Annotated in this window: 27 protein-coding genes and 2 pseudogenes; 22 read left to right on the forward strand and 7 right to left on the reverse strand. The window is 58.9% G+C overall.

The features are described 5' to 3' along the window. Position 1: 1 nt before the first annotated feature. From FHX05_RS28415 to FHX05_RS28470, 12 genes are all read left to right on the forward strand, one after another. Positions 2-2,953 (forward strand): TAT-variant-translocated molybdopterin oxidoreductase, encoded by a 2,952-nt coding sequence (locus FHX05_RS28415; protein ID WP_183876076.1) that lies wholly within the window; start codon positions 2-4, stop codon positions 2,951-2,953. Beyond that, entirely contained in the window at positions 2,950-4,287 is a 1,338-nt protein-coding gene (gene nrfD, locus FHX05_RS28420) for an NrfD/PsrC family molybdoenzyme membrane anchor subunit (protein ID WP_183876078.1), read from the forward strand. Before FHX05_RS28415 ends, nrfD begins: the two co-directional genes overlap by 4 nt. Next, positions 4,280-4,840 carry a DUF3341 domain-containing protein gene (locus tag FHX05_RS28425; RefSeq protein ID WP_183876080.1) on the forward strand — a complete coding sequence of 187 codons (561 nt, stop codon included), beginning with the start codon at positions 4,280-4,282 and terminating at the stop codon, positions 4,838-4,840. Before nrfD ends, FHX05_RS28425 begins: the two co-directional genes overlap by 8 nt. Continuing rightward, the gene (locus FHX05_RS28430; RefSeq protein ID WP_183876082.1) at positions 4,837-5,370 is read left to right on the forward strand and encodes a cytochrome c; all 534 of its coding nucleotides are present in this window, start codon (positions 4,837-4,839) and stop codon (positions 5,368-5,370) included. The genes FHX05_RS28425 and FHX05_RS28430 overlap by 4 nt, the downstream gene beginning before the upstream one ends. Next, positions 5,367-6,419 (forward strand): hypothetical protein, encoded by a 1,053-nt coding sequence (locus tag FHX05_RS28435; protein WP_183876083.1) that lies wholly within the window; start codon positions 5,367-5,369, stop codon positions 6,417-6,419. The genes FHX05_RS28430 and FHX05_RS28435 overlap by 4 nt, the downstream gene beginning before the upstream one ends. After that, positions 6,419-6,820 carry a hypothetical protein gene (locus FHX05_RS28440; protein WP_183876085.1) on the forward strand — a complete coding sequence of 134 codons (402 nt, stop codon included), beginning with the start codon at positions 6,419-6,421 and terminating at the stop codon, positions 6,818-6,820. The genes FHX05_RS28435 and FHX05_RS28440 overlap by 1 nt, the downstream gene beginning before the upstream one ends. Further along, positions 6,817-7,623 (forward strand): SCO family protein, encoded by an 807-nt coding sequence (locus FHX05_RS28445; protein WP_183876087.1) that lies wholly within the window; start codon positions 6,817-6,819, stop codon positions 7,621-7,623. Before FHX05_RS28440 ends, FHX05_RS28445 begins: the two co-directional genes overlap by 4 nt. Then, positions 7,620-8,561, forward strand: coding sequence for a cytochrome c oxidase subunit II (coxB, locus tag FHX05_RS28450; RefSeq protein ID WP_348648354.1), 942 nt, complete (start codon positions 7,620-7,622; stop codon positions 8,559-8,561). Before FHX05_RS28445 ends, coxB begins: the two co-directional genes overlap by 4 nt. Beyond that, entirely contained in the window at positions 8,558-10,228 is a 1,671-nt protein-coding gene (locus tag FHX05_RS28455) for a cbb3-type cytochrome c oxidase subunit I (RefSeq protein WP_183876091.1), read from the forward strand. Before coxB ends, FHX05_RS28455 begins: the two co-directional genes overlap by 4 nt. Further along, the gene (locus FHX05_RS28460; protein ID WP_183876093.1) at positions 10,221-10,859 is read left to right on the forward strand and encodes a cytochrome c oxidase subunit 3; all 639 of its coding nucleotides are present in this window, start codon (positions 10,221-10,223) and stop codon (positions 10,857-10,859) included. Before FHX05_RS28455 ends, FHX05_RS28460 begins: the two co-directional genes overlap by 8 nt. Positions 10,860-10,866: 7 nt before the next feature. Next, positions 10,867-11,142 carry a cytochrome C oxidase subunit IV family protein gene (locus FHX05_RS28465; protein WP_183876095.1) on the forward strand — a complete coding sequence of 92 codons (276 nt, stop codon included), beginning with the start codon at positions 10,867-10,869 and terminating at the stop codon, positions 11,140-11,142. Positions 11,143-11,341: 199 nt separating this feature from the next. Beyond that, positions 11,342-11,497, forward strand: coding sequence for a hypothetical protein (locus FHX05_RS28470; protein WP_183876097.1), 156 nt, complete (start codon positions 11,342-11,344; stop codon positions 11,495-11,497). 343 nt (positions 11,498-11,840) lie between these two features. Here FHX05_RS28470 and FHX05_RS28475 read toward each other — a convergent pair whose 3' ends face one another. From FHX05_RS28475 to FHX05_RS28505, 7 genes are all read right to left on the reverse strand, one after another. After that, a complete protein-coding gene (locus FHX05_RS28475; protein ID WP_183876100.1) occupies positions 11,841-12,077 on the reverse strand; it encodes a hypothetical protein in 237 nt (78 codons plus the stop codon). Further along, positions 12,074-12,652, reverse strand: coding sequence for a DUF2934 domain-containing protein (locus tag FHX05_RS28480; RefSeq protein WP_183876102.1), 579 nt, complete (start codon positions 12,650-12,652; stop codon positions 12,074-12,076). The genes FHX05_RS28475 and FHX05_RS28480 overlap by 4 nt, the downstream gene beginning before the upstream one ends. Positions 12,653-12,678: 26 nt before the next feature. Next, entirely contained in the window at positions 12,679-13,206 is a 528-nt protein-coding gene (locus FHX05_RS28485) for a DUF4142 domain-containing protein (protein ID WP_183876127.1), read from the reverse strand. Positions 13,207-13,327: 121 nt separating this feature from the next. Beyond that, positions 13,328-14,443: an NADP-dependent oxidoreductase gene (locus FHX05_RS28490; RefSeq protein WP_246699141.1), complete on the reverse strand. Its 1,116-nt coding sequence runs from the start codon at positions 14,441-14,443 to the stop codon at positions 13,328-13,330. A 306-nt stretch (positions 14,444-14,749) separates the two neighbouring features. Then, positions 14,750-14,914 (reverse strand): hypothetical protein, encoded by a 165-nt coding sequence (locus FHX05_RS28495; protein WP_183876104.1) that lies wholly within the window; start codon positions 14,912-14,914, stop codon positions 14,750-14,752. Between the two features lie 33 nt (positions 14,915-14,947). Continuing rightward, positions 14,948-15,241 carry a DUF3175 domain-containing protein gene (locus FHX05_RS28500; RefSeq protein WP_183876106.1) on the reverse strand — a complete coding sequence of 98 codons (294 nt, stop codon included), beginning with the start codon at positions 15,239-15,241 and terminating at the stop codon, positions 14,948-14,950. Between the two features lie 51 nt (positions 15,242-15,292). Then, positions 15,293-15,607 (reverse strand): plasmid stabilization protein, encoded by a 315-nt coding sequence (locus tag FHX05_RS28505; RefSeq protein WP_183876108.1) that lies wholly within the window; start codon positions 15,605-15,607, stop codon positions 15,293-15,295. Positions 15,608-16,374: 767 nt separating this feature from the next. On the opposite strand from FHX05_RS28505, the gene FHX05_RS28510 reads away from it, so the two are divergent. The 10 genes and pseudogenes from FHX05_RS28510 to FHX05_RS28555 form a co-directional block, all read left to right on the forward strand. Further along, entirely contained in the window at positions 16,375-16,773 is a 399-nt protein-coding gene (locus tag FHX05_RS28510) for a response regulator (protein WP_183876111.1), read from the forward strand. Between the two features lie 325 nt (positions 16,774-17,098). Beyond that, the gene (locus FHX05_RS28515) at positions 17,099-19,300 is read left to right on the forward strand and encodes an ATP-binding protein (protein ID WP_183876113.1); all 2,202 of its coding nucleotides are present in this window, start codon (positions 17,099-17,101) and stop codon (positions 19,298-19,300) included. A gap of 48 nt (positions 19,301-19,348) precedes the next feature. Continuing rightward, positions 19,349-19,972: a PAS domain S-box protein gene (locus tag FHX05_RS28520; protein ID WP_183876115.1), complete on the forward strand. Its 624-nt coding sequence runs from the start codon at positions 19,349-19,351 to the stop codon at positions 19,970-19,972. A 455-nt stretch (positions 19,973-20,427) separates the two neighbouring features. Continuing rightward, positions 20,428-20,616, forward strand: a pseudogene (locus tag FHX05_RS30620) (hypothetical protein); the annotation flags it as partial. A gap of 797 nt (positions 20,617-21,413) precedes the next feature. After that, on the forward strand, positions 21,414-21,722 hold the full coding sequence (locus FHX05_RS28530; RefSeq protein ID WP_112339583.1) for a PepSY domain-containing protein: 309 nt from the start codon (positions 21,414-21,416) through the stop codon (positions 21,720-21,722). Between the two features lie 25 nt (positions 21,723-21,747). Continuing rightward, a complete protein-coding gene (locus FHX05_RS28535) occupies positions 21,748-22,356 on the forward strand; it encodes a general stress protein (RefSeq protein WP_183876117.1) in 609 nt (202 codons plus the stop codon). A 344-nt stretch (positions 22,357-22,700) separates the two neighbouring features. Beyond that, entirely contained in the window at positions 22,701-24,140 is a 1,440-nt protein-coding gene (locus FHX05_RS28540; protein WP_183876120.1) for an ATPase domain-containing protein, read from the forward strand. A 6-nt stretch (positions 24,141-24,146) separates the two neighbouring features. Beyond that, a complete protein-coding gene (locus tag FHX05_RS28545) occupies positions 24,147-25,187 on the forward strand; it encodes a sensor histidine kinase (protein ID WP_183876122.1) in 1,041 nt (346 codons plus the stop codon). A 14-nt stretch (positions 25,188-25,201) separates the two neighbouring features. Then, positions 25,202-25,591: a response regulator gene (locus FHX05_RS28550; protein WP_183876125.1), complete on the forward strand. Its 390-nt coding sequence runs from the start codon at positions 25,202-25,204 to the stop codon at positions 25,589-25,591. Between the two features lie 229 nt (positions 25,592-25,820). After that, positions 25,821-26,334, forward strand: a pseudogene (locus tag FHX05_RS28555) (IS3 family transposase); the annotation flags it as partial.

A 26,334-nucleotide genomic window follows, 5' to 3' on the forward strand; every position in this document is an offset into this window, starting at 1 on the left:
GATGAGCGAGCGCGCAGCTGAGAAAGACACGATCCGCAGGCATCTCGCCGGCAAGACGGGAAGGCGGTTCTGGCGGGCACTGGAGGAGCTGGCCGATACAAAGGAGTTTCATCGCTTCTCGAGGCGAGAGTTCCCCATGTTGCACGGCAATCCCATCGCCGTCGATCGCCGCTCCCTCTTGAAGATCATGGCGGCATCGCTCGCGCTTGCGGGGCTTTCGGCCTGCAAGGGTGAAGAGGACGAGGAGGCGCTGCCTTACGTTCAGGCGCCTGACGGCGTGACCGTCGGCGTTGCCAAATGGTTTGCGACCGCCGTGACTTTTGGCGGCTACGCGCAGCCCATCCTCGGCAAAACCTTCACCGGCAGACCAGTCAAGCTTGAAGGCAATCCCGATCATCCCGTATCCGGCGGCGCCACCGACGCTTTTACGCAAGCCGCGCTGCTAGGCCTCTATGATCCCGGCCGCTCGCAAATGCCCCTTCGTCTGGGCAAGCCTGCAGATTGGAACGCATTCGATGCCGAGATGACCGCACAGGCGAGTGAATTGGATAAGGTTGAAGGGCAAGGATTCCGACTGCTGACCGCCCCCTTCAGCTCGCCGACAATGCGTCGGCAGATCGAAATGATGATGCAGCGGTGGCCGAAAGCGCGGTGGCACGTTTGCGATCCATTGCTCGAGACGGGCAGACTGAACGCTACGCGGCGCATTTTCGGCCGCCCGCTGGAGTTTCAGCCGGCTTTCGCCGCTGCCGAGACCATCGTGAGTCTCGATGACAATTTCCTCGGCCCCGGTCCTCGGCAGACGCCACATGCCCGTGGCTTCGCCGACCGCCGGCGGTTGCGCCAACAAAAGCGCGGATCGAGTCGCCTGTTCGTAGCCGAAGCGACACCGTCGGCCACGGGTGCGGTTGCCGATGTGCGCCTCGTTGCCTCGCATTCGTCGATGGATCATCTGCTACGCGCCATTGGCGTCCAGATGGGTCTCAAGGGCGTGGGGGACATCAGTCTCGCTGATCACGAACGGCAATGGGTGGTCGCTGCCTCAGCCGCTCTTCAGGCATCCAAGGCCAATGCCTTGCTGTTGATCGGCGCCCATCATGGCGGCGATCTTCAGGCGCTTGCTTTGCTGATCAATGAGAGTTTGGGAAGCTTCGGAAACACGCTTCATTTCTCCGAACCCATCAATGTCCAGGCGCCGGACGGCCCGCGATCGCTCGACATGCTGACCGCCGACATGAACGCCGGCAACGTGTCGACACTGGCGGTCGTCGGCACCGATCCCGCCTATTTTGCGCCGGGCGACCTCGCATTTCGAGACGCCCTGCGGAACGTGACGGTCCGCATTCATGCCGGTCTCTACGTCGATGAAACAGCCTCCCTTTCGCATTGGCATGTGCCGCTTCAGCATGATCTTGAAAGCTGGAGCGACGCGCGTGCCGCCGACGGCAGCGCGACATTGATCCAGCCGTTGGTCCGGCCCTTCTATGCGGTGCGTTCGGCGCACGTCGTACTCGAAACGCTCATGGGACGCACATCGAGTGACAGGGATCTGGTACAGCAGACTTGGCACGCGGTCTGGGTCGGAGAATTTGACGAGCGTTGGCGCGACGCGCTCAATCGCGGCTTCGTTGCCGGGAGTGCTGCACCGTTGCTCAACCCGGCCGTTCTGGACCGCTCGGCTCCACAGGCTGCGCCGGATGCCGATTCCGGGCTCTCCCTGGTCATCCGCCCGGATGACGGTATCTGGGATGGTACGCTCTCGGAAAATCCCTGGTCGCAGGAGACGCCGCGGCCTCTGACCAAGATCACATGGGGCAATGTAATCCTCATCAGTCCGCAGCTTGCATCAGAACGGCAGCTGGAAAACGGCGCCGAAGTCAGTTTGACGGCGGGAAAGGCTTCCATTCAGGGGCCGGTCTGGATCATGCCGGGGCAGGAAGCCCATACGATCGCCATTACGCTCGGCTATGGACGCAAGCTGAAGGACTCCATAGCCGCCGGTCTCGGCTATGACGCCTATGGCCTGCGACGATCGACGAACCCTTGGCACATTGCCGGCGTCGCGATCGAGGCGACGGGCAAAATGTTGCAGGTGGCAACGACGCAGCTGCACCAGGCAATCCACGGCTTCGATTTCATCCGGACGGTGGAGATCGGCCAGCTCGATCCACAGTCCCGGCCGGATCACAAGCAAAAGCCGCCATCGCTCTATCCCGATAGGCCGATGTCGGATCCGTCCTGGGGCATGTCGATTGATCTCGATCTTTGCATCGGCTGCAATGCCTGCGTGACCGCCTGCCAGGCTGAAAACAACATTCCGGTGGTCGGCAAGGAGCTTGTCGCTGAAGGACGGCAAATGCATTGGCTGCGCATCGATCACTACCATGAGGGTGATGCCACGGCGCCGAAGTCCTATTTCCAGCCGGTTCCCTGCATGCATTGCGAGCAGGCGCCCTGCGAAATGGGCTGCCCCGTCAACGCAGCAGTCCATAGCATCGATGGCCTGAACCTCCAAGTGTATAATCGCTGCATCGGCACTCGCACATGTTCGTCCTACTGTCCCTACAAAGTACGCCGTTTCAACTGGTTCGATTTCACCAGCGACGATGCGGAGTCGGTCAAAGCCATGCGCAATCCGGATGTGACGGTGCGCAGCCGCGGCGTCATGGAAAAATGTACCTATTGCGTCCAGCGTATCGCCGAGGCACGGATCGTGGCAGACAAGGAGGGTCGGCCGATCCGCGATGGCGAGATCGTTACCGCCTGCCAGCAAGCCTGCCCGACGCAGGCGATTTCCTTCGGCAATGTCGCGGATCCCAATTCCGGCGTCAGTCGTCTGAAGGCTGGCTTCCGTGACTATAGTCTACTCGAGGAAGCAAACACCCGGCCACGAACGACCTATCTTGCTCGGATCGAAGATCCGTCCCTCGGAAAGGCGGAGGCGGCAGGATGAGCGGGAAAATTCGCGATCAGGACGCTGCGGCCGCGGAGCGGATCACGCGGATCCCGTTGAAATATCCGGCACCCGTCGCATGGTGGATATGCTTCGCATTTTCCCTGCTGCTGCTTTTATCCTTTGTGGTTTCGGCGAAGGTGCTTCTCATTTCCGGAGTCGGCGTCTGGGGCAACAATATTCCCGTCAATTGGGGTCTGGCGATCGCCAACTACATCTGGTTCCTGGGCATCGGGCACGCCGGGACGTTGATCTCGGCAATGTTGCTTCTATTGGGTGCCCACTGGCGCAATTCGCTCAACCGCTTCGCCGAAGCGATGACGCTGTTTGCCGTCATTTGCGCCGGGCTATATCCCATCCTGCATCTTGGGCGGCCATGGTTCTTCTACTGGATCGCGCCCTATCCCAATACGATGACGATTTCGCCGCAGTTCAAGAGCCCGCTGAGCTGGGATTTCTTCGCCGTCCTGACCTATCTCACTGTTTCCATACTGTTTTGGTATATCGGCATTATCCCGGATCTTGCGGCGGTACGCGACCGCGCCAGGCGACGCTGGCAGCAGGTGATTTACGGGCTCGCGGCGCTCGGCTGGCGGGGATCCGCCCGGCACTGGGCACGATGGAACCAGGCCTACAGGCTGACTGCGGCGATCGCCGTTCCGCTGGTGGTCTCGGTTCATTCGGAAATTTCGCTGCTCTTCGCCGCCGGTCCGATACCGGGCTGGACCTCCACGGTCTTCCCGCCCTATTTCGTGCTTGGGGCGGCCTTTTCCGGTTTCGCCGTCGTCGCCATGATCGCCGTCGTGCTGCGCCACGCCCTCGGTCTTGGCATGCTGGTCACCGACCGCCATCTCGACCTGCTCGGACGCTTCCTGCTCGCAACCGGCCTGATGACGGCCTACGGTTACGTCGCGGAAGTGTTCGACAGCCTTTACGGCGGTGAATTGCAGGACGTGGGAACGCTGATGGACCGGCTGGCCGGCGCCTATGCCTTCAGCTATTGGGGCGCCGTCATTTTGAATTTCCTACCGCTGCAGCTGTTATGGTTCGAAAACGTCAGACGGCAGCCGGCCATGCTCTTCCTGATCGGCCTGTCCGTCACGATCGGCATGTGGTTCGAGCGTTACATGTTGCTGACGACATCGCTATATCGCGACTATCTGGTTTCCTCCTGGGGCCAATATCATCCGAGCGTTTGGGAATGGGGCCTTTATGCCGGAATGCTCGGCGTCTTCCTGACACCGTTCCTTCTCTTCGTGCGCTTCCTGCCCGTGATCTCCACGTTTGAAGTGGAGGAGGCTCTACGCGAGACGGGAGATTTGAGGCATGCGTGAACCGCGTCCCGGAGGAGATCTGTTTGGGCTGCTGGCCGAATTCGACAGGCCAGAGCGACTGATCGAGGCGGTGAAACGCGCGCGCAGGGCCGGCTTTACCGCCATGGAGGCATATTCTCCGTATCCGGTCGAAGAGCTGACGGAGGCGCTCGGCTTCGAGGAGAACATCATTCCGTGGCTGACTTTGGCCGGCGGTCTCTTCGGCGCGGCGCTCGGCTACGGGCTGCAACTCTACACCAACTACGCCTATCCGATCGAAATTGGCGGTCGGCCGCTCTTTGCCTGGCAGTCCTTCATGCTCATCACCTTCGAACTCACGGTTCTTTTTGCCGTACTTTCCGCAATTTTCGGCATGCTGCTTCTGAACCGCTTGCCGCGACTGCATCACCCGCTATTCGACATCGAGGCGTTTCAGCTCGGGCAGTCCGACAAGTTCTTTCTCATCATTCTGAGTAACGACCAGCGCTTCCATGCGAAGCGCACACGCGCCTTTCTCGGCATGCTCGAGCCAATCAGTGTGGAAGCCGTCGAGCATACGGAGCAACCGGAATGAGGTGCGGCCTTCTCATTCTTGCGCCGATGCTTCTGCTCGCCGGCTGCGACGACATGAATCACCAGCCGCGCTATGATTCCTATGAAATGAGCTCGCTCTTTGCCGATGGCAAGGCGCTGCAGGCGCCGCCCGATGGAACGATAGGGCGGGACGATCTCCAGAATGCGCAGGCGCTCGCCGATCGTCCAGCGATGAATATCGAGCTTCTCCAGCGCGGACAGCAGGAATTCGGCATCTATTGCACGCCTTGTCATGACAACGCCGGGTACGGCAATGGCACGGTGCCGGCGCGAGGCTTTCCCCATCCGCCGAGTTTTCACATCGACCGACTGCGACAGGCACCATCCCGTTATTTCGTCGAGGTGATCTCCAAGGGCCACGGCGTGATGTATTCCTATGCGGACCGCGTTTCTCCCCGGGATCGATGGGCGATCGCGGCCTATATCCGGGCGCTCCAGCTAAGTCAGGGTGCCAGTGTCGCGAGCCTGCCGCCGGAGGATCAGGCGCAGCTGAAGAGGACGGGATCATGAGCCGGGTCGAAGCCCTGCCGACCCGCTTGCTGGCGCTGAGCGGCGTGATCTTCTGCCTCGCGGCCCTTTCCCTGGCGCTGGTCGCGCCCGCGCCTGCCTTGCTCGGTTGGCTTTCCGCGCTGGTCTTCGTAAGCGCGCTCCCGCTGGGTGCGCTTTGTCTGGTCATGATGATGCGTATAATTCCCGGAATCTGGCGGCACGATCTCGATCATGCGGCGAGATCGTCGCTGTCGCTGCTGCCGCTCGTGCTGATCGCCTGGCTGCCGATCCTGTTCGGCCTGTCATCCGTCTATGAATGGGTTCGGCAGCCTCCAATGGAACCGTTCAAGGCGATCTACCTGACGCCGTTATTCTTTGACCTCAGAACCCTCTTTATTCTCGCCGCCGCTTACCTGCTTGCGCAGGCACTGTTGCGCAGCCAATCTCGATCGATTGCGATCGGCGGACTCATCGGTTTCATCCTCCTGCAGGAAATCCTTGCGACCGATTGGCTAATGTCGCTCGATCCCCACTTTCATTCCTCCGGTTTCGCGCTCTATGTACTCGCCGGCCAGATGCTGACCGCGCTTGCCTTGCTGGTGCTCATGAGCCTGGGCGAGCGTGGTGTCGCCAAGCCGAGCGTCGTCGGTTCGCTGTTGATCACCGCCATCCTCTGTTGGGCCTATTTGGCGTTCATGCAATATTTCATCATCTGGTCGGGCAATCTGATTCAGGGCGCACTCTGGTTTCAGCGCCGTGGTACGGGCATTTGGTCGTTGGTCGAGGTCTCGATTACCTTCCTGCATCTGACGCCACTTTTCCTTCTGTTCTTTCCACCGATCCGCCGGTCCAGACGGTGGTTGGTGGGTCTGGTATCGATCATCCTCGCCGGGCGGTTGCTGGAATACGCCTGGCTCGTCCTGCCGAGGCTGACAGCGCATCTGGGCTACGCTATCATAGCCTATGGTTTGTCGCTTGCCGGTATCGCGCAGATCACGCTTGCCATTCTTTCCCGCGCGAGCAAGGTCGCGCGCCGGCTGGCGACGACCACGACGGCGGAGGCTTCGTGATGGCTGCCTCGCTTTCCAGGAAGCCGCGGCGGCAGAAAGCGTCGCGACTATTCGAACCGAAGGATGTCTCTCCCCGGCTGGTGCTCTGGGTGACGCTTGGTCTCTTCCTCGGCATGGGTCTTTCGGTTCTCCTTGTCTTTGGCATTTTGTGGTGGATTGCGCCGAACGCCGCGCCGCCGCGGACGAAGTTCGGATCTAAGCAGGCGGAGCTGGGCCCACGCCTCGAAGTGTCACCATCCGCCAATCGCGAGCTGCTTCAGCGGCAGGCGGAACAGCGTCTTCAGGGTTACGGCTGGATCGATCGCCAAGTCGGGGCGGCGCATATTCCGATCGACAGGGCCATGGTCATTCTGGCGGCGCGCGGCTGGCCGGATCACGATGAACGGGAGGAAGCGCGATGAGGACGGCCGCATTCACGCTGGCTCTTGCCTTGCTTGTCTGCGCCTGCGAGGCGCGCGCGGCCGCCTTCGATCCATTCTCGGTGACCGGAATCGATCAGAAGCCGGATGCCTTCATCCCCCTCGATCTGCCTTTCCATGATGAGGCCGGTCGCGTCGTCTCCCTTCGCCAGCTTGGGGATGGCAAGCCGATCGTGCTGGCGCCCGTCCTGCATAATTGTCCCAATATCTGTGGTGTCACCTTGTCGGGCCTGATGGAGGCGGTAGAGGGACAGTCATTTCGGCCGGCTACCGATTTTACAATTGTCGCCTTTGGCATAGATGCACGCGAGGGTCCCAAAGAAGCTTCGGCTTCGCTCAAACAGCTGAAGCGCCGTTTTCCCTCACTCACAAACGACGGCGTGCATGCGCTGACGGGCGAGGTGGCCGCCATTCACAGCGTCACCGATGCTCTCGGCTATCGTTATGCCTGGGATCCCGACATTGGCCAATATGCCCACGATGCCGCTGTCGCCGTCTTAACACCGGACGGGCGGTTAAGCCGGTGGCTCTACGGACTTGCGCCGACGAGCGGAGACCTGAAACTTGCGCTCACCGAGGCCGGTGAGGGGCGCATCGGTAGCTGGCAGGACCAGCTTTTGTTGCTGTGCTATCATTATGATCCGCTTACCGGGCGATATTCGTCCCTTATTCTGATTGCGCTTCGTGTCGCATGCGGCCTCGTCGCGATCCTCGGCATCGGTGTGCTTGTCATCTTGCTCCTTCGCGAGTGCCGTTCGAAAGATGCCGGAAGGAGGCTGCCGTGAATTTCATTCCGCTCTGGCCCTCCGGCGCGTCCGCTTATAGTCATCAGATCGATTTGCTCGTCATTGCCTTCACCGTGCTGATCGTGGCGCTATCGGCGCCGGTGTTCGTCCTGCTCCTCGTCTTCATCGTCAAATATCGGCGGGGCAAGGAGGCCGATCGCAGGCATGCGCCGAACCGCAACATTCTCCTGGAGCTTTCCTGGACCATCATCCCGTTTGTTGCCTTGCTCGGCTTCTATGTCTGGTCGACCGACCTCTTCGCCACGCTCTATCATCCGCCTACAGATGCCATGCAGGTCGATGTCGTCGCCAAGCAATGGATGTGGAAATTCCAGCATCCGGAAGGTCAGGCCGAGATCAATGAGCTACACGTCCCCGCCGGCCAACCCGTCAAGCTTACCATGGCCTCGCAGGACGTCATTCACAGCCTCTTCATCCCGGCCCTGCGCATCAAGCAGGACGTTGTGCCGGGACGATATACGTCGAGCTGGTTCGTGGCCGACAAGCCAGGCACCTATCGTATCGCCTGCTCGCAATATTGCGGTAGCAATCATTCCGAGATGACGGGCAGCTTCGTCGTCATGAACCCAGCCGACTATGCCAAATGGCTGTCTCTGTCCTCGAATGACGTAAGCCTTGCCGCCGAAGGTGCGGCACTCTTTCGCAGCCGCGGCTGCAGCGGCTGCCACGACCCGGGAGCCTTCGTCCGCGCACCTTCTCTGGTAGGCGTCTACGGCAATCCCGTGCCGCTTCAATCAGGAGAGACCGTCATCGCCGATGATCAATATATTCGCGACAGCATCTTGCTGCCGCAATCGCAAGTCGTTGCCGGCTATCAGCCGATCATGCCGACGTTTCAGAACGTTCTGAGCGAGGAGGATGTCATGAAGCTCGTCGCCTATGTCAAATCACTAGGGCAGGCGGGTGTCACACAATGACCGATGTCGCTGATCCCAAGCTTGAAGAGGCCAATGTCGGCGGAGGCGGCTCAACGGAAACCACGGCGCAGCGTATCAGCTACCTGCGCGCCGGGCATAGTCTCAAGTCCTGGCTGCTGACGACGGACCACAAGCGCATCGGTGTTCTCTATACACTCTCCATCACGTTTTTCTTCTTCATCGGTGCGGCCGCGGCCGCGCTGATCCGACTCGATCTGCTAACGCCGGCGGGAGACCTTCTGACCAATGAAGGCTATAATCGCGCCTTCACGATCCATGGCGTCGTCATGGTCTGGTTCTTTCTCATTCCATCCATCCCGAACACATTCGGGAATTTCCTGATCCCGTTGATGATCGGCGCCAAGGATCTCGCCTTTCCCAAGCTGAACCTGCTGAGCTGGTATATCTACATGCTCGCCGGGCTGTTTACGCTATTCATCCTGATCGCGGGCGGCGTCGATACGGGATGGACGTTCTATACGCCGCTTTCGACAATGTATGCCAATGGCAACGTGATCCTGGCCGCAACCGCGGTGCTCATCGTCGGCTTTTCCTCGATCCTCACCGGGTTGAACTTCATCGTCACGGTCCACACCCTGCGTTGTCCCGGCATGACCTGGGGCAGACTGCCGCTTTTCGTCTGGTCCATCTACGCGACGTCGCTCATCCTGGTTCTGGCAACGCCGGTGCTCTCGATCACGCTCGTCCTCATCTGGCTGGAACGACTATTCGGGCTCGGCATATTCACCCCTGCGATCGGCGGCGATCCGCTGCTATTCCAGCATCTTTTCTGGTTCTATAGCCATCCGGCCGTCTACATCATGGTCCTGCCCGCCCTCGGGGTGGTCAGCGAACTTGTCGCAGCCGGCGCCCACAAGCCGATCTTCGGCTATCAGTTCGTGGCCGGCTCCTCGATCGCGATCGCGGCCCTCGGTTTCTTCGTTTGGGGCCACCACATGTTCGTTTCGGGGCAATCGCTTTATGCAAGTGCCGCATTTTCCTTTCTCAGCATCGCGGTGGCGATCCCCTCCGGCGTGAAAGTTTATAACTGGACGGCAACGCTGTTCAAAGGTCACATCTCGCTCGATCCGCCGTTTCTCTTCGCCATGACCTTCATCGGCCTTTTCGTCTTCGGTGGATTGACCGGGCTGATGCTGGCGATGCTTGCAATCGACGTCCACGTGCACGACACCTATTTCGTGATTGCGCATTTCCATTACATCATGGTCGGCGGAACGATATCGGCCTTCTTCGGCGCGCTGCATTACTGGTGGCCGAAGATCGTCGGACGCATGTATTCGCTGGCCTGGGGGCGGGTCACGGCGATCTTCTTCTTCATTGGATTCAACCTAACATTCTTTCCGCAATTTCTGCTCGGCTATCTTGGCATGCCGAGGCGCTATCATGTCTATCCGCCGGAATTTCAGGTGCTGAACGTCGTTTCAACTGGCGGCGCAGCCGTTCTTGGGATCGCCTACCTCATGCCATTGATTTATCTGATCTATTCGATGCGGTACGGCAAGCCGGCACCCAACGACCCATGGGATGCGACCGGACTGGAATGGACGACGCCATCGCCGCCGCCGAAGCATAATTTCGAAACGCTGCCAGTCGTCGATCGCCCGCCTTACGACTATGAGATCGAGATGAGGGACGAGCATGTCTGACGCAAGGCCCTCCGTCGCCGAGCCATTCACGGATCCCCTCCAGCAGCATCGTGCCGCGATGATGGGGATGTACGTCTTTCTCGGTAGTGAAATCATGCTCTTCGGAGGCTTGTTCTGCGTTGCCGCCGCCGTGCGTCTGGCGCATGCGCCTGAGATTGTCCGCGCCTCCCATGCATTACATTCCGGTATCGGCGGAATAAACACGGCGATCTTGCTGACCTCAAGCCTTTTTGTCGCCCTGGGCGTGGAGAGCGCCAAGGAGGGCCGCGCCAAAATAGCGTCCGGTTGGCTCGGGGGAGCCGCTGCCCTCGGCTTGGTGTTCCTTGTGATAAAAGCCTACGAGTATTGGATGGAGTTTACAGAAGGGCTGCTTCCGATAGAGGGCGTGCATTCCCGCTATGTGGGCGACGTTCAGCATCTTTTCATGAACCTCTATCTCATCGCCACCAGCCTGCATGCGGTGCATCTGTCCATCGGCATCGTGCTTTTGATCGCGCTATCGTTTCGCTTGACGCTCGGCTCGATCAAACTACCGGAGCGGGCGATCGTTCTCGTCACCGTTGGCCTCTATTGGCACCTGGTCGATGTGATCTGGGTGTTCCTCTATCCTGTATTCTATCTTGCGAGGTGAACCTTAGATGCCGCGCCTCGCAAATCCTCTCGTCGTTATCTGGGCAATCTTGCTGGTTTTGCTAAGTGCAACTATCGCGGCAAGCTTCATGCTGAGCGGGCCGGTGGGCCTCGTCGTCAGCCTTTCGATCGCGGCGATCAAATCCGCGATGATCTATTGGCGCTATATGCATCTGAACGAGGAGACGCCGCTTAACCGCATTGCCGCGCTTGCCGCCGGTCTCTGGCTGCTGATCCTGCTTGGCTTTCTCGGCGTCGATTACTGGACCCGCGCGCTCGTCTAGTTGCGTCCGAGCCGTGTCGGGCGAGAAAAACACGCAACATTCGCCGGCGGATCATCACGCGCGATCGTGGCAAACGATGGAGATATGCGCGCCCTTGAAAAAGCCTCTTCGGAACATTTTCCGCCGGGTATGGTTCTGTCCTTGTTGACGATAGATGCCGAGCAGACAAGTACGCATTAGTAGCTCGCGAGGAGATCACATGGACCACCACTCAGATGCACGCCGTCGCATGATGATTTTCGTCGTGACGATTTTCGTTCTTGCCTGCCTCATCGCTGTCTATTTCACCTTTGCACTTCATCCCGGCGAGCCGGTTCCGCCGACCACTGGGGCCGTGTCGTCTCAAGCGAACTGACAGCGCAATCCAATCGATACGGTTCACCTTGATTTCCTGATAACCCACCGCCGCCGCTGAGCTGGGTCGAAAAGGGTTGTGACGTCGTTGAGAGCAGCTCCGGTCCGCGCAGAGCGATGTGCTCTTTAAGAGTAATCCCAGCAACGGATTTTGCGGAACCCCATCCGCCCGCTGGTCCGGAATAGGGTTGGATTTTCGCAAATCGTGTTTTCGACGTCATGGATGCCTCAAGCTATACGACGAGGCGAGTCCTCTCGGTTGAGGCTCCTCGATAACAGTAAAACCTTCGATGTCGCACCATGTTCCTGCATGCGCCGGAAGGGCGCAGCTTTGCCTCTCATCACTATCCTCGAAACTCGCCCTCGTTCATGTCGCGCTCGTCGTAATTGATGTCCCAGTCCTTGGTGTCTTTGCCCTTGCCCGGCGCTTTCTTGTTAACCGTCGCGTCGTCGGAATGGGTGATCACGCGCGGCTTGGCGCTGCTGACACCGTTGTTGGTGCCACCTGCATGGTTGCTTTCGGACTGCCCTCTGGCGTCCTGTTCAATCTGCGCTTTGGACGATCTGCCATTTTTTGTCATGAGTAGGCTCCTGGGCGGTCGGACCGGCGGTTTCTCATATCCTCTTCAGCCTGCGTCTCGCCCACTGCGCGGCGCAGTCCCTTTTCAGCCTCTCGAGCCAGACGCGTGCGACGCCGGGCGGCGGCGGGATTATCCGCAGAGCGAGAAGCATCCGTTTCGGCTGGAACCGTCTCGAGATCATTATTTCCGAGTGCCCCCCATGACGGATCCCATTCGACGCCTTCAGTGAGCTCCACGAAGATTGGTTTGCCGCTTTCTCCATTGTGGGATTGGGCCAGTTTGAAAGCAGCCTCCGGCTCCATCTCCTCACCAGGAAATATCGAATCGTCTTCGCCGGCTTCGGCGATTTTGCGGACATATCCGCGAATTTGATCGCCGGAATGATAAAACTTGATCACCAGTGACCCGGCAGAGGCCGCGCCAGCAGAGTAAGGCATGTAGTGAGCGCCTTCGCCGGTAGCGCTGGCCTCGCCGTCTGCCGCCTGATACCAGTGCGCAAGATCCCGTCCTTCCGGCCGCCCCTCGCTTTCCCAGATCTGGTAGGCGCGCAGTCTTTTTTCCTCTTCGTCGACCATGACTTGCCTCCTGACTTTTCACAACACTACTTGTTAAGGTCCTTTGCCATCATCAGATGGTGTTCCAGAGCCGGACGCGTACTGGCGGCCCACGCTTTCAAATCGGCATTGTCGCCTTCATCGCCATACCGCTTGAACAGATCGACCGCATCTTCATGCACGGATTCCTGATCAGAGTGGTATTGCTTGTTGAAGTCGGCGCCCTGAAGGCCGTTCAGCTTGTCGAGCATGCTTTGTTGACTGGATGACATGGATGCCGGAAGCGGTGCTTTCACCTTGCCGCTTGCAACCAACCCCTTGAGTTCATCTGTGGTCTTCTGGTGATCGGTAAGCATCTGCTGGGCAAAGGCTTTTGTTGCCTCGTCACCGCGCTCGAGGGCAAGTTTGCTCGACGCGATCTCGAACATGTCGCTTGTCGCAGCCTCCTGGACGAAGTCCTCGGTTTTCGGCGCAACGCCGATCAGGGAGTTGACGCCGGTCTTTTCGGCCGCAGACTGTGCGAAGGCCGGACCCGCGAGCACAACGGCCACTGACAAGATAGCGAGCTGTTTCATAGAAATCTCCTGGATTGGTTTCCGAATAAAAACGGGTTTTCGACCTGAGTGTTCCACGGAAAATCCAATCCCCAGCGGACCGCTCGAAATCACCCGGCGCGTCCCGGTCCGAGTGCAGGTATCAACCGACAATTTTGAGAACGACCTTCCCGCGGAGATGCTTGTCCTTGAGAGCTGCCTGAGCCTCGGCAACCTCACAGAGCTCAAAGATGCTTGCGACGACGACTTTCACCTTGCCCTCATCGATCAAGTCCGCGATTTCCTGCAATTGAGCGCCGTTCGGCTGCGCGGTGTACCTGCCGACGCGAATATTTCGCTCAGCAGCGCGCCTCTTGTCAGGTTCCTGGAGGGTCGAAATGAGGGCTCCTTCCGGTTTGACGACGCTGAAGCTTCGCTCCTGGGTCTCACCGCCGATTAGGTCGAACACCAGGTCCACAGGCTCAACCAGGTCCTCGAATTTTTCGGCCTTGTAATCGATCACCTGATCGGCGCCGAGGTCGCTGACGAACTCCTTGTCGGCTGTGGTGGTTGCGACCCAGGCGCTCTTTGCCTTGGCGAACTGAACGGCAAAATGGCCAACACCACCAGCGCCGCCGTGGATCAGAACACGCTGGCCCTCGCGAAGACCGCCGTGGTCGAAGAGACCCTGCCAAGCGGTGATCCCGGCGAGCGGAACGGCCGCCGCGCCGACCTGGTCCAGTGATTTTGGCTTGGTTGCGACCTCGTCGACCCGGGCCAGCACGAATTCCTCACACCCACCGTGTTCAGGCGAAAGAAGCGCAAAGACGTCATCGCCGATGAGGTAGGTTGAGACGTTGTCGCCGGCCGCAGCGATTTGTCCGCTGACATCGCGGCCGAGCACGTAGGGAAGGTTCTTCTCGGTGACCACAGGATACTTCCCCTCACGCATCTTCGCATCGACCGGATTGACGCTCGCGGCAAAGACTTTGATGAGGACTTCGTTGGCAGATGGGATCGGACGGTCAATGTCCTCCAGCGCCATGACCTCGGGCCCGCCGAAGCGATGAATACGCACAGCTTGCATGATGAAACTCCTTTGAGGACGGGATCCTTTGTTCTTCAAACGGAAACAGTACTGCAAAGTGATTGTTCCCTGGCAACCGACACACAGGGAACAACTCGCCTGATGATCGGTTTCGCCTCGCAAACCCGAGGCACCAATGCGCACGAACATTGGGTCGATGGAATGACCCTCACTCACGACAGGAGCAACCATGTCTTGAACGGCACCCTAAAGTCTTCGGATGTCTCAGAGGCATCCTTCACCGGCAAATTGCTCGAACTCATTGCCGAAGAGTTCAAGAAGCACGGCGCGGAAACCAAAACCATTCCATCCCTCCTACCTGCTGCGCATCCGCGACCGAGATGATCGCGACAGCGAGCGGTGACGCATTATCAGCGAGCTCAAGAGCATCGGCGAACACCTGAACGCCTCGCGGATGACGACAAGGAAACACGTCTAAGGGTCGAAACTGTCGACGGCCGGGAGTTCCGGCTGCGGTCCGGGCGGCTCTTCATCGGTTCAAAGGTTATCGGTGAGATCGCCGAGCAATTGCAGCACCAGGCGACGAAGCCAGCCGGCAGCGACGGCTTCCTCAATGACCGACAAAAACGAAGGTTCCAAAGTCTGCTGGCTTTCGAGATCGTCGTCGCGTGGATTGTCATTCGGCGGCTGTATCAGCGGCACGTAAATGTCCACCCGCACCCGATAAATGGCGCGTCAGCGCTTCGGTTGCTTGCCGAAGTCCTTGCGCAATTCGTCCTTGGCGCGATTGAGTGTCGCCAGACGAGACTTGGACAACTGCTTGCCGGCGCGATTGATGTAAAAGGTGAGCATCGACATCGCAGACTGGAAGGGGCTGGCTTTCCGCCGCGGGCTCTCTTCCGCCGAACGCTTGAGCGAATCCGCGATCTTCTTGGCGCTGCCTTGTTTGAAAACGCCGCCCTCCAGATCCATTGCATCGCTATTATCGGTCACGTCTTGCGACCATTTCTTCGACTTCTTCTTCGGCATAGCAGACCTCCTTTACGAAGCGGCGCCATCTGTGATGACGCCGTACTCAGATCAATGATGGACGTGATGCTCATTGCGCTTGCGAGTGGCAGCGGCCTTTTTGGCCGAAGCGGAACGCTCTTCTTTGGTTCGCGATGCCACCGCGGCACCGCCCTTGCGCCCGCCCTTTTCGGAGGAGGCATGGTTTTCGGCATGGCCGCGGCCGGAGCCGGATTTCTTGCCGCCACCGCTTTCCCTGTTGACGGTGGCCCAGGCGCGGCGCTCGGCTTCCTTCTCGGAAACGCCACGGTCTTCGTAACCTTCCTCGATGTGCTCAGCCTTGCGCTTCTGCTTGTCGGTATAGGTAGATTTGTCACCCTGCGGCATGGAACATCTCCTTAGCTGATGTGAAGCAAGGAAAACTGCGGTTTCGCGGCAAAGTTCCGGGGATTGTCCACAGGGTGGGCGCAGCCGGTGTCACCGGCCTTGCGTTTTGGCCAGTCCTTGTTTGCGAGCGGAACCACCGCGGCCAGGCGAGGGTTTGCTGGCACATATCCTGACCATGACATCGAAAGGCAATTTCCATGGCACAGGCAGTTGGTGGTTTCATCGTTTCTCGCCTTCACTCTTGGGGCGTCAGTCGCATGTTCGGATAAGCTCCCAGTTACCGTCTCCGAACACCACCGAATAAAGTTGCCTTCGCAATCCTGCCGCGCGGTCGCCATCCGGTCGATGCGTAGATAACCGACGAAGATCGGGCCGTTCCGCTGGTTGTCACCAAGCGGCTGCGCAGGATCCTTTATTTGATCCTAAGGCGTTGTCATAGCGATGTGCTGGTATCTGTCATTTTGTTTCTTGTACGCTGCGGTGCTGGTATGGATTCCGACAATCCTGGCCGACGCAATTTATATCCCTGCACTGGCCTCACTGCCGTTTGGTGCGCGGCAATGCTGCAATTCGCCCATGGAACCAAACGATCTGAGAAGCGTTTTGAGGGGTGCGTCGCAGCCTCTTGCGAGCCTTGATAGGAATATATGCCGCATGCGGTTTAAATTTCGAGTGCCGAAAAGTAGCTTTCCCTCCCTCTTTCAGGGGCTGACGTCCCCTGCGTGCCTAGCTGGATTGCATTTCTACCCACGATGGAACGGCTAGACATGAAGGCAACTGCCAACAAGCTGCGCATCTTTGTGGTCGAGGATGAAGCACTCCTGGCAACGTGGATGGAAGACATCCTCGTCGATCTGGGCCATGAGGTGCCTGTCATGGCGACGCGACTGCCCGAAGGATGCGAGATCGCTCGAACCGGGGAATTCGATTTGGCAATTCTCGACGTCAACCTTAACGGGGAGCCGAGCTATCCGATTGCCGAGATATTACGCGAGCGCGGCATGCCCTTCGTCTTTTCAACGGGCTATGGCGGAAACGAACTAGACCCCGCTTTTAAGAACGTCCCGACCTTGGCCAAGCCCTATGTCATCGACGACGTGGAACGCGTGATAAGTAGCGTCATGCTTTCCTCGATCGTCGATGTGCCGGAGAAACATTCTAAATAGAAAACCCGGGGAGAAGGAACAGAATCCTGCATCATTAGACAGCTGTTGATCGCCTGGATCTCGTCTTTTGAGAGAGCGTGTGTCCGCGCGGGAGGTGCGCTTGTTTCCTATTAAGCTGCGAGTGGGACCTCGGTCCAACAGATGATTTCAGAGGCTTAGGACGGCTAGCCGCCGCTGGAACTCGGTAGCCAGGTAGCGGCAGCGTTGGAACGAAGCCGCTTATTTTCACATTGCCATTGGAGGGGATTTATGCAGCAGGCCTTAACGGCGTTATTCCGTCAGACGTCACCGTTTGGCCGGAGCCCGAGCGTTCCAAGGAGCGGGCATGAGCGACTCTAACTCAGAGTTCAGACCTAACGCGATCAGCGCATCCGACTGGCGCCAGATCGTCCAAAGCGCGACCGACACGGCGATCATCACCACCAATCAGGCAGGTTTGGTGACGAGCTGGAACGAGGGCGCCCATCGACTGCTCGGCTGGACCGAGGAGGAAATGCTCGGCCAGACGCTCGATCGCCTGTTCGAAGATGCGAGCCAAATCGGACGCGAATTCGAGGAAGCCCGTACCCACGGCCGCGGTGGCGGCGCAGAGGGGTGGCGGATGAGGAAGGGCGGCGACCGGCTGTGGGCGGTCGGCGAAATGACCCCGATTCGCAATGCGGGCGGAGAGATCACAGGCTTTGTGAAGATCCTGCGCGATCGCACTCGAGCCAAGGTAGCGGAGGAAGAAGCCGCCGAGGAACGCCGCGCGCTCGAGATCCTCAATCGAGCAGGCTCGGCCCTGGCGGCGGAAACCGACCTACACAAGCTGGTACAGGTCGTTACCGATGCCGGGGTCGATCTGTCCGGTGCCGAGTTCGGAGCATTCTTTTACAACGTGCTCAACGAGCAGGGTGAGAGCTATACGCTCTATACCTTGTCCGGAGCGCCAATCGAAGCGTTCTCGAAATTCCCGATGCCGCGCAACACGGAGGTGTTCGGCCCGACCTTCCGCGGGGAGGGCATTGTTCGCTCCGACGACATCACCAAAGACCCGCGCTACGGCAAGAACGCGCCTCGCAAAGGGATGCCCGAGGGCCACCTTCCCGTGCGTAGTTATCTGGCCGTTCCTGTCGTTTCAAGAAACGGGGAAGTTTTGGGTGGGCTGTTTTTCGGCCATGCCACGACGGGGATGTTCGATGAGCGGTCCGAAAGGGGGCTGGCGGGTCTGGCCGCGGAAGCCGCGGTGGCGATCGACAACGTCAGGCTTTCCCAGGCGGCGCAGCGCGAAATCGCTGAGCGCCGTCGCGCCGAAGAAGCTTTGCGGGATTTAAACGCCACTCTGGAACAGCAGATCGCGGAACGGACGGCTCAGCTCAAATTGAACGAAGAAGTGCTGCGGCAATCGCAAAAAATGGAGGCAATCGGCCAGCTCACCGGCGGTATAGCCCATGACTTCAACAACCTGCTGCAGGTGATTATCGGCAATCTGGACACTATCCTGCGCCATGTTGCGGACGATACGCCGCGGCTGAAGCGGGCGGCAAGTCAAGCGCTCACCGGCGCGCGACGCGCTGCGGCCCTCACCCAACGCCTGCTGGCATTCTCGCGGCGCCAGCCCCTCGATCCGAAACCACTGAACGTGAACGGATTGATGACTGGTCTCTCCGAAATGGTGCACCGGACGCTTGGTGAGACGGTGTCGGTCGAGACTGTACTGGGTGCCGGTCTGTGGCAGGTTGAAGCGGACGCCAACGAACTCGAGGCAACGATCCTCAATCTGGCGGTGAACGCCCGGGACGCCATGCCGGAGGGCGGGCGCCTCACCATCGAGACTGCCAATACTCACATCGACGAGGCGTACGCAGCCAACTATGCCGAGGTGGCCGCTGGCCAGTATGTATGCATCTCCATTTCGGATACTGGCACAGGGATGGACGAAGAGACTCTGGGCCGAGCGTTCGAGCCGTTTTTCACCACCAAGCCGGTAGGCAAGGGCACAGGCCTCGGCCTCAGTCAGGTCTACGGCTTCGTCAAGCAGTCGGCCGGTCATGTGAAAATCTATTCCGAGGTTGAACAGGGGACGACCGTGAAGATCTACCTTCCGCGACTCGTGGCCATCGGCACCGCGGACGCCGAGAGCGAGAACGATCCCGCGATCCTGGATGGCGATGGAGAGGAGACCATCCTCGTCCTTGAAGACGACGACGATGTTAGAACCTATTCCGTCGAAATCCTGCGCGAGCAGGGCTATCGCGTGGTCGAAGCCCATGACGGGCCGTCCGCCCTTCGCCTTTTGGAACGGCAGGGACACGTGGACCTCTTATTTACCGACGTCGTGCTGCCCGGCGGCATGACCGGCGCCCAGGTGGCCGAGCAGGCGCGCAAATTGAAGCCTGGCCTGAAGGTCTTGTTCACGACGGGCTACGCCCGCAACGCGATCATCCACCAAGGCCGACTGGACAAAGGCGTGAAGCTGATCACCAAGCCCTTCAGCTCCGCCGATCTGGCGGCGAGAATTCGAGACGTACTCGATGATCCGCTTTAAAATTGGTCGGGTTATTTCGCGCTAAAGGTGGTCAAAGCGGGTAAGCCCATGTCAGATGCGCTAGAGACCATGCTGGAGCAGGCGATGAGCGCCGCGATGGCTGGAGATCAGGCGCTCCCCGAAGCGCTCGACGAGCTCGCCGCTGCCATCTACGTCACCGACGCCGACGGAGTGATCACCTACTTCAACCGGGCGTGCATCGACTTCACCGGTCGTCGGCCCGAGGTCGCAAAGGACCGCTGGTGCGTTACCTGGCGCCTTTACACCAATGCCGGCGACTTCCTGCCTCATGACGAATGCCCAATGGCGGTGGCGATCAACACCCAGAGGCCGATCCGCGGCGTGACGGCAGTGGCGGAAAGGCCGGACGGAACGCGTGTGAACTTTCGACCTTATCCGACCCCGATTTTTGACAGAGATGGCAGGTTTGCAGGGGCGGTCAACCTGCTGGAAGACGTCACAGACGAAGTACGCGCCAACGATTTCCAGGTCCAGGCGCGGCGCTGCCGGCGACTGGCCAATGGGGTGGCGAATGATTTCGCGGCGGATAGCCTGAACCGCATGGCCGATGAATATGAAGCCAAAGCAGCGGAGCTACTCAGACATAGGCCCTTCGAACCCAGCGGTGATGCCGGCGGACTGCCGCAGGAGGACGCCCACAGAATCGGTTGACAGCAGTCGTCGTGAGCGCGGGTAGCGTCCTCGGAGGGCTGACCTGGAGCGTATCCGGGCCGCCTTATGGGAGATCGAACTTCCGTTCGATCGCTTTGAAGCCCAGCTGGAAGATAGACATTCACCGCGTTGTGCGCCCCGATGGAACCGAAGCGAGCTCGGGAGGTTTCCCTTTGAAGGAGACCGCCATGACCGAGAAAAAGAAAATCGTTGAGGTGAACGTGATGACAGACAACGGCGAGGAAGTGCCGATGGGCATCATGAACGCCAGCCAAGCGACCAAGCTTTCAGATGATCTCGATGTTGTCGTTTCCCACCATGATGGCGAGGCAGATACTGCGGACCGTGAAGAATTGAAACCCGTGGCGGGTCACGACGCGGGAGAGCATGTATTTCCGTCACCGACAACCCACATGGAGGGGGACCGCGCCAAGGAGGCGCAGACTGTCGTCTGCAACGAACTGGACAGCCTAATCGCAGCGGCTAATGAAGCCGGCTGGGGCACGCATGAAATTGTTGCCGCGATCCGAGAGGCAGCAAGGCTTCTCGTGATAGCGAATGCCGCCGATCCTGATCCTGCCGAAGATCCGGTTACCAGCGATCTTGCTCGCCATCAGATCGGTCATGGCGAACAGTACGATTAGACGATCGGCACTATTTATCATCGCGTCCTGACGGGTCGCTTTTCGAGCTGACGGGCGTATCGGCCTCTAGCTCGGTCTCTTCATGCTAATCCCCGCTCGTTGCCAATAGTCGGGATGGCGCTTGAGAGCCTGCCTTCCTCCTCCCAGATCCTGTAGGCACGCCTCGCGGCGCTTCTCGTCATTCTTTTCTTCGTTGCCGGCCGTTGAAGTTTCTCCCTTCTCCTGAAAATGGTTTTGGTCGCTCTCGAGCAGCCCGGTCGTAAGGGCATCTCTTGCGTCAGGTCGTCGCAGGAAAGTATTTTGCTCTTTGCCGCCATGAGCAAATCGAGCTCGATTGAAGAAGGCCCGAACCGAACAAACAGATCCTCGGCCGTCGCGTCATCGAGTCCGCATTTCTTTTGGAAATCCGCCAAACAATAAGGCACGCCTCTTGTCGGCCGGCGCCGTTCGAAAGAACGTTCTGTCTCCGTCTTTGATGACCCTCCTGATTCCGATGAAAACAACTCGATCGATGAGCTGAACGTTCCTTTGAGAACGAAATATTGTGCACGCGCAAAGATTAGTGCGGCTTGAGAGCTACAGCAGCGGCACCTCTGACTGTGGAGACAATTTGCGAGCGCTTTATTGATCTACTTGCTCTATGGCCACGTTGCTTAATCGTTCGCGCGTGGTGGAACCGACCAGACTACCCTTGGAATTCGTCGCCACCTTTCGTCCTGGGCGAGGCCGGTCATCATAACGTGCGGAACAAATTGAGCTTTCTCTTGTTCGACTAGTGTAACAGGAGGAAACTTCCCATGAAGAGATCCATCTTCGCCGCCACACTTCTTCTTTCTGCGACGGCAGCCTTGGCCCAGAGCCAGACGCCATCGACGTCCCAGACAACTCCGGCAGTCAATACGGGTCAGAACCCAGGAGCGCCGGTTGCTGGCAAGAACAGCTTCACAGAAGACCAGGCCAAATCCCGCATCGAAGCCGCGGGCTACACCGACGTCACGGCTCTCAAACTGGATGATCAGGGCGTTTGGCGAGCGACTGCCAAGAAGGACGGCAAGGACACAGGCGTGTCGTTGGACTTCCAGGGCAACGTCACGATGGCCAAGTAACGAATTGAGAACAAGGAGACGCGCTATGCGCACCATTACCGGACTCTATGACAGTTATGACGACGCCAAGGCTGCGGTGAAATCTCTCGAGGATGCAGGCATCCTGTCCGACGACATCAGCATCGTTACCAACAAGGCAAATGGCGTCGAGGTCGAAGGACAGGGTACTTACGCAGCCGAGGGGGCAGGAACAGGTGCCGGCGTCGGGGCTGTCGCCGGCGGCGCCGGCGGTCTTTTGGCCGGCCTTGGCATGATGGCCATCCCCGGCGTCGGCCCCGTTGTCGCAGCGGGCTGGCTCGCGGCCACTGCCGCTGGAGCGGTGGCCGGAGCTGTTGCTGGCGGTGCCGTCGGAGGTATCGTCGGAGCGATGATCAGCGAAGGCGTCCCGGAAGACGAGGCGCATGTCTACGCCGAAGGCATCCGGCGTGGAGGTTCGGTTGTGACCGCAAGGGTTGATGAGGCAAAGCTGCCGCAGGCCCAGGCGATCCTCGACCGGTCACGGCCCGTCGACATAGCATCCCGCCGGGCACTCTATGCGGAAGAGGGCTGGACACGCTTCGACGAGACGGCCGAACCCTATACGCCTGAGCAGATCGAAGCCGAGCGTCAGCGATATCGCATGAACCGGCTCTGAAAAGCACAGCAGTTCGAAGGCAAGAGGGCGTCCGTGGCAGCGGACGCCTTTGCGCGAATTTCTCACTTGCGTGACGTGCAAGGTTCGGCTCCGCATCGTTTTCGTTTCTTCGTTCCCGCCTCAGCCAGATTATAGCCACCCTCCATGCTCGCGAAAAAATGGCCTCTTCCACGCACCGAAGTAAGAAAGCCAGAGGGTCTGCCTTCTCTTCGAAATAGCAATTTGCGTGTGACCAAGCGTCGGAACGCAGTCGGTCTGCCCGCATGGTTATTGCACCACTCAGGAACTCGATATCGTGATCGGGCGTTGTACGTCATCAATTTACGCGTACGCGAGAGGTGAACGTGGTCGAGAGCAAGAAGCTGACTGTAGTGAGTTCCGGGATCCCCGGATTGGACGAAATACTTCGCGGAGGTCTGCCCGCATCAAATCTCTATATCGTTCAGGGTGCGCCGGGGTCGGGCAAGACGACCGCAGCGTTACAATTCCTCCGTGCCGGTGCGGCGAACGGAGAGCGCTGCATTTATGTCAGTCTGTCTCAGACCAGGGCAGAGCTGGAAGCGATCGCCCTGTCCCACGGCTGGACGCTTGAAGGCATCCGGGTGGAAGAGCTCGCGGCTTCAGATTCGATCCAGGGAGCGAGCGACCAGTCGATTTTTCAGACGGCTGAACTCCGTCTGGATGAGACACGGAAGATGATCGAAACAGCGATTGAGGAGCACAAACCCAGCCGATTGGTCTATGACTCACTGCTGGAAATACGGTTGATCACTGGTGATTCACCCCGCTTTCGTCGCGAGCTGATCGCTTTCAAGGCGTTTCTTGCCAAACGCGACATCGTGGCTCTGCTGCTTGACACCCAAACACCAGAGACCGATCGAACAGGCGAAGAAGTCGATGGCATTGCTCACGGCGTCATTCGTCTCGACAAATCGCTTGAGGAATATGGTGCGGTCCGCCGCCGCGTCGAGGTCAGTAAGATGCGCGGTGTGCCTGTCGCCGACGGCTATCACGACATGGCGATCCGCGAAGGCGAGGGCGTGGTCGTGTTCCCGCGGATCATACCTGGCGCCGTGGCGAGAACGGTCGAGCCGCAGTTAATCAAGTCCGGCGTGGATACGCTCGATGAAATGTTCGGTGGCGGGCAGGAATCGGGAACCACCACCCTCGTCATAGGTCAGGCGGGCACCGGTAAATCGACTATGGCCTCGCTCTATGCGACCGCAGCTCTCAAACGAGGTGAGAGTGTAGGCCTGTTTCTGTTCGAGGAACGAATAGAGACTTTCTTCCGGCGCTCGGAAGGATTGGGCATGGATCTGCGCCAATTTCACAAGGATGGTCAGCTGATCATCCGGGATTTCAACCCCAATGAGATCTCGCCGGGTGAGTTCGGCCAGATCGTGCAGCAGGCGGTGAGCAGTGAAAGGGTGAAGGTCGTCGTCATCGATAGCTTCACCGGATATCTGAATTCATTGCCGCATCGTGAGAAGGCGGTCCTCGACATCCAATCGCTCCTGAAATTTCTCGCGCGCGCAGGTGTGCTTACCATGCTTATCGTCGCGCAGCACGGTCTGCTTGGCCAAGGGATTGGTATTGATGTCGATGTAAGTTTTCTGGGCGACACGGTGCTGCTGCTACGAATTACCGAGCATGAGGGTAGGCTGCGGCGTAGCATTACTGTCGTGAAGAAACGGCACGGTCCGCACGATCTCGACGTCCGGGAATTGTTCATTCAAAGCTCCGGCGTCACGGTGGTCTCATATAACCCGATCCCGGAGGCCTGATCGCTCGTGGTCGTGAATGACAGCCATCTCGACTGGGTTTTGGTCATCGCGCCCTATCGGCGCGACGCCGAACATTTGGAGACGCTCCTGGCTCAGAATGGTGTAGCTGTGCGGCGGGCGGAGGGCTTGGAACAGTTGATGGCCTTGTTAGCGCAAACACCTGGCGTCCTTGTTACCACCCAGGAGGCACTTGATCCGGAGGTGCAGGAGGCGATTGGTCGCCACCTCGTCGAGCAGCCAGAATGGTCGGAGATGCCTATTCTCATCCTATTGGATCGGATGGTTCCTCCGACCCGCGTCCGGGCTAAGCTGTCAGCCGTTTGGCCCCGCTCACGGCAACTCTATTACCAACGTCCAGTGACAATGCTCGAATTGCTGAGTGGCGTTCAATCGAGCCTGCTTGCGCGCCTGCGCCAGCGCGATGTGCGGGACCACATTGAGCGCGAGAGCGAACTTCGGCGTGAGCTCAATCATCGCGTGAAGAACATTCTCTCCAGCATTTCTTCAATCTTCCAGATGACCCGTCGGCGTGCAGTTTCGCTGGATGAGTTCGCCGATGATTTCGCCGGTCGGCTTGCCGCTCTTGCCAATGTACATTCCGCAGTGTTCCAGGCGAACGGCGATGCAGCCCAGTTCTCCCATATTGTCGAATTAACCTTCAGCCCATATCGGGCGAAAGGCGCGGATCGCATTAGTTTCAAGGGGCCGGAAATCTTTCTGAGTGCCGAAGCCGCAACGACGCTGGCCTTGTGCTTCCATGAGCTTGCGACAAACGCGCTTAAATATGGCGCCCTCTTAAAACCAGAGGGTCGGATCAGTCTGACGTGGTCGGTCTCACAAGATGGGAACCTGGATCTTGAATGGCTGGAGAGAGGAGGTCCGCCCGTGTCGGAACCAAAAAGGAGCGGATATGGAACACGCTACATCCGCTCGGCGTTATACAACCTCTTTGGCAGGCCGCCCACCATCCTGTTCCATCCACAGGGGCTAAGCTGTACTCAGATCGGTCCGCTTGCGCGCGTGTCACCCAAGGACCTTCAGCTCTAGGAGGCTTGTTAGCCATGGCATCTTCGGCGCCTCCGTTGCGCATATTCTGTGTTGAAGACAATCCACTGATCATCTTCCAAATCGAGGCCATGATTGAGGATTTGGGGCATATCTTTGCAGGGTCTGCCATAAGCTTCGCCGACCTTGTTAAAAGACAGGACCTCCGTGGCATCGATGGAGTGCTGGTGGATATCGATCTTGCTGATGGACGCACTGGTCCTGATGTGGCGATCTGGCTTTCCGAACAGGGGATTCCAAGCATCTTCGTCACAGGTCAGGAGGCGCTCGCAGCGGCGTATTCGCAAGTGGTGCTTGCAATTATGGGCAAGCCGGTGTCCGAGATTGAGCTCGCAGAAAAGCTGGAGCTATTTAGGGACACCAACCGCTGTAGCCGAGGACGCTGACAAATCACGTGCGACATAAAGCGTTGCTGGTTTGCCATGGTCTCTGTCGGTCTGAGGCCGAGGCTCATAGCCTTTGCGGCATCCTTACCGATCACAAAGCTTGTCGGCAGCGCGATCGCCCCGCCGCCGGAGAAAGTGGTCACTTAGAGGTGGCTCGGGAAATCTGGACAGCTAGGATAAGTGGAATTTCTGCCTGAGTTCGGCTTAGATGCCGGGAACAGGAGATACGATGACGAGACGACCGCGCCGGAACCACAGCCCGGCTTTCAAGGCAAAAGTGGCGCTTGCTGCGATCCGAGGTGAGCAGACACTGGTGGAATTATCCCAGCAGTTCGACGTGCATGCCAATCAGATCAAGCAGTGGAAAGACCAGCTCCTTGAGGGTGCGACAGGCGTCTTCGGTGATGAAGCGAAGGCGGAACCGGCGGCTCCGACCGTCGATGTTAAAACGCTTCATGCCCGGCGACAAACTGCGTTTGCGCTGAGATCGGCGAACTGACACTGGAGAACGATTTTTTGTCCGGTGCGCTCGGCAAGGCGAGATTGCTGGGCGGAAAGAAATGATCGACCGCGAGCACAAGCTGTCGGTCGTAAGGCAGGCCAGGCTCCTCGGCTTCAGCCGTGGCAGCGTCTACTATTCGCCGCGCGCGGTATCCGATAGCGATCTTGCCCTGATGCGCCGGATCGACGAGCTGCATCTCGAATATCCGTTCGCGGGAAGTCGGATGTTGCAAGGGCTTTTG

The sequence above is a fragment of the Rhizobium sp. BK491 genome, from assembly GCF_014194925.1.
Classification (GTDB): domain Bacteria; phylum Pseudomonadota; class Alphaproteobacteria; order Rhizobiales; family Rhizobiaceae; genus Rhizobium.

What these genes read in the sequence shown, in the direction of transcription:
- FHX05_RS28415 (WP_183876076.1), top strand. Translation starts at nt 2, where the DNA reads ATGAGCGAGCGCGCAGCTGAGAAAGACACGATCCGCAGGCATCTCGCC.
- nrfD (WP_183876078.1), top strand. Translation starts at nt 2,950, where the DNA reads ATGAGCGGGAAAATTCGCGATCAGGACGCTGCGGCCGCGGAGCGGATC.
- FHX05_RS28425 (WP_183876080.1), top strand. Translation starts at nt 4,280, where the DNA reads ATGCGTGAACCGCGTCCCGGAGGAGATCTGTTTGGGCTGCTGGCCGAA.
- FHX05_RS28430 (WP_183876082.1), top strand. Translation starts at nt 4,837, where the DNA reads ATGAGGTGCGGCCTTCTCATTCTTGCGCCGATGCTTCTGCTCGCCGGC.
- FHX05_RS28435 (WP_183876083.1), top strand. Translation starts at nt 5,367, where the DNA reads ATGAGCCGGGTCGAAGCCCTGCCGACCCGCTTGCTGGCGCTGAGCGGC.
- FHX05_RS28440 (WP_183876085.1), top strand. Translation starts at nt 6,419, where the DNA reads ATGGCTGCCTCGCTTTCCAGGAAGCCGCGGCGGCAGAAAGCGTCGCGA.
- FHX05_RS28445 (WP_183876087.1), top strand. Translation starts at nt 6,817, where the DNA reads ATGAGGACGGCCGCATTCACGCTGGCTCTTGCCTTGCTTGTCTGCGCC.
- FHX05_RS28455 (WP_183876091.1), top strand. Translation starts at nt 8,558, where the DNA reads ATGACCGATGTCGCTGATCCCAAGCTTGAAGAGGCCAATGTCGGCGGA.
- FHX05_RS28460 (WP_183876093.1), top strand. Translation starts at nt 10,221, where the DNA reads ATGTCTGACGCAAGGCCCTCCGTCGCCGAGCCATTCACGGATCCCCTC.
- FHX05_RS28465 (WP_183876095.1), top strand. Translation starts at nt 10,867, where the DNA reads ATGCCGCGCCTCGCAAATCCTCTCGTCGTTATCTGGGCAATCTTGCTG.
- FHX05_RS28470 (WP_183876097.1), top strand. Translation starts at nt 11,342, where the DNA reads ATGGACCACCACTCAGATGCACGCCGTCGCATGATGATTTTCGTCGTG.
- FHX05_RS28475 (WP_183876100.1), bottom strand. Translation starts at nt 12,077, where the DNA reads ATGACAAAAAATGGCAGATCGTCCAAAGCGCAGATTGAACAGGACGCC.
- FHX05_RS28480 (WP_183876102.1), bottom strand. Translation starts at nt 12,652, where the DNA reads ATGGTCGACGAAGAGGAAAAAAGACTGCGCGCCTACCAGATCTGGGAA.
- FHX05_RS28485 (WP_183876127.1), bottom strand. Translation starts at nt 13,206, where the DNA reads ATGAAACAGCTCGCTATCTTGTCAGTGGCCGTTGTGCTCGCGGGTCCG.
- FHX05_RS28490 (WP_246699141.1), bottom strand. Translation starts at nt 14,443, where the DNA reads ATGGTTGCTCCTGTCGTGAGTGAGGGTCATTCCATCGACCCAATGTTC.
- FHX05_RS28500 (WP_183876106.1), bottom strand. Translation starts at nt 15,241, where the DNA reads ATGCCGAAGAAGAAGTCGAAGAAATGGTCGCAAGACGTGACCGATAAT.
- FHX05_RS28505 (WP_183876108.1), bottom strand. Translation starts at nt 15,607, where the DNA reads ATGCCGCAGGGTGACAAATCTACCTATACCGACAAGCAGAAGCGCAAG.
- FHX05_RS28510 (WP_183876111.1), top strand. Translation starts at nt 16,375, where the DNA reads ATGAAGGCAACTGCCAACAAGCTGCGCATCTTTGTGGTCGAGGATGAA.
- FHX05_RS28515 (WP_183876113.1), top strand. Translation starts at nt 17,099, where the DNA reads ATGAGCGACTCTAACTCAGAGTTCAGACCTAACGCGATCAGCGCATCC.
- FHX05_RS28520 (WP_183876115.1), top strand. Translation starts at nt 19,349, where the DNA reads ATGTCAGATGCGCTAGAGACCATGCTGGAGCAGGCGATGAGCGCCGCG.
- FHX05_RS28530 (WP_112339583.1), top strand. Translation starts at nt 21,414, where the DNA reads ATGAAGAGATCCATCTTCGCCGCCACACTTCTTCTTTCTGCGACGGCA.
- FHX05_RS28535 (WP_183876117.1), top strand. Translation starts at nt 21,748, where the DNA reads ATGCGCACCATTACCGGACTCTATGACAGTTATGACGACGCCAAGGCT.
- FHX05_RS28550 (WP_183876125.1), top strand. Translation starts at nt 25,202, where the DNA reads ATGGCATCTTCGGCGCCTCCGTTGCGCATATTCTGTGTTGAAGACAAT.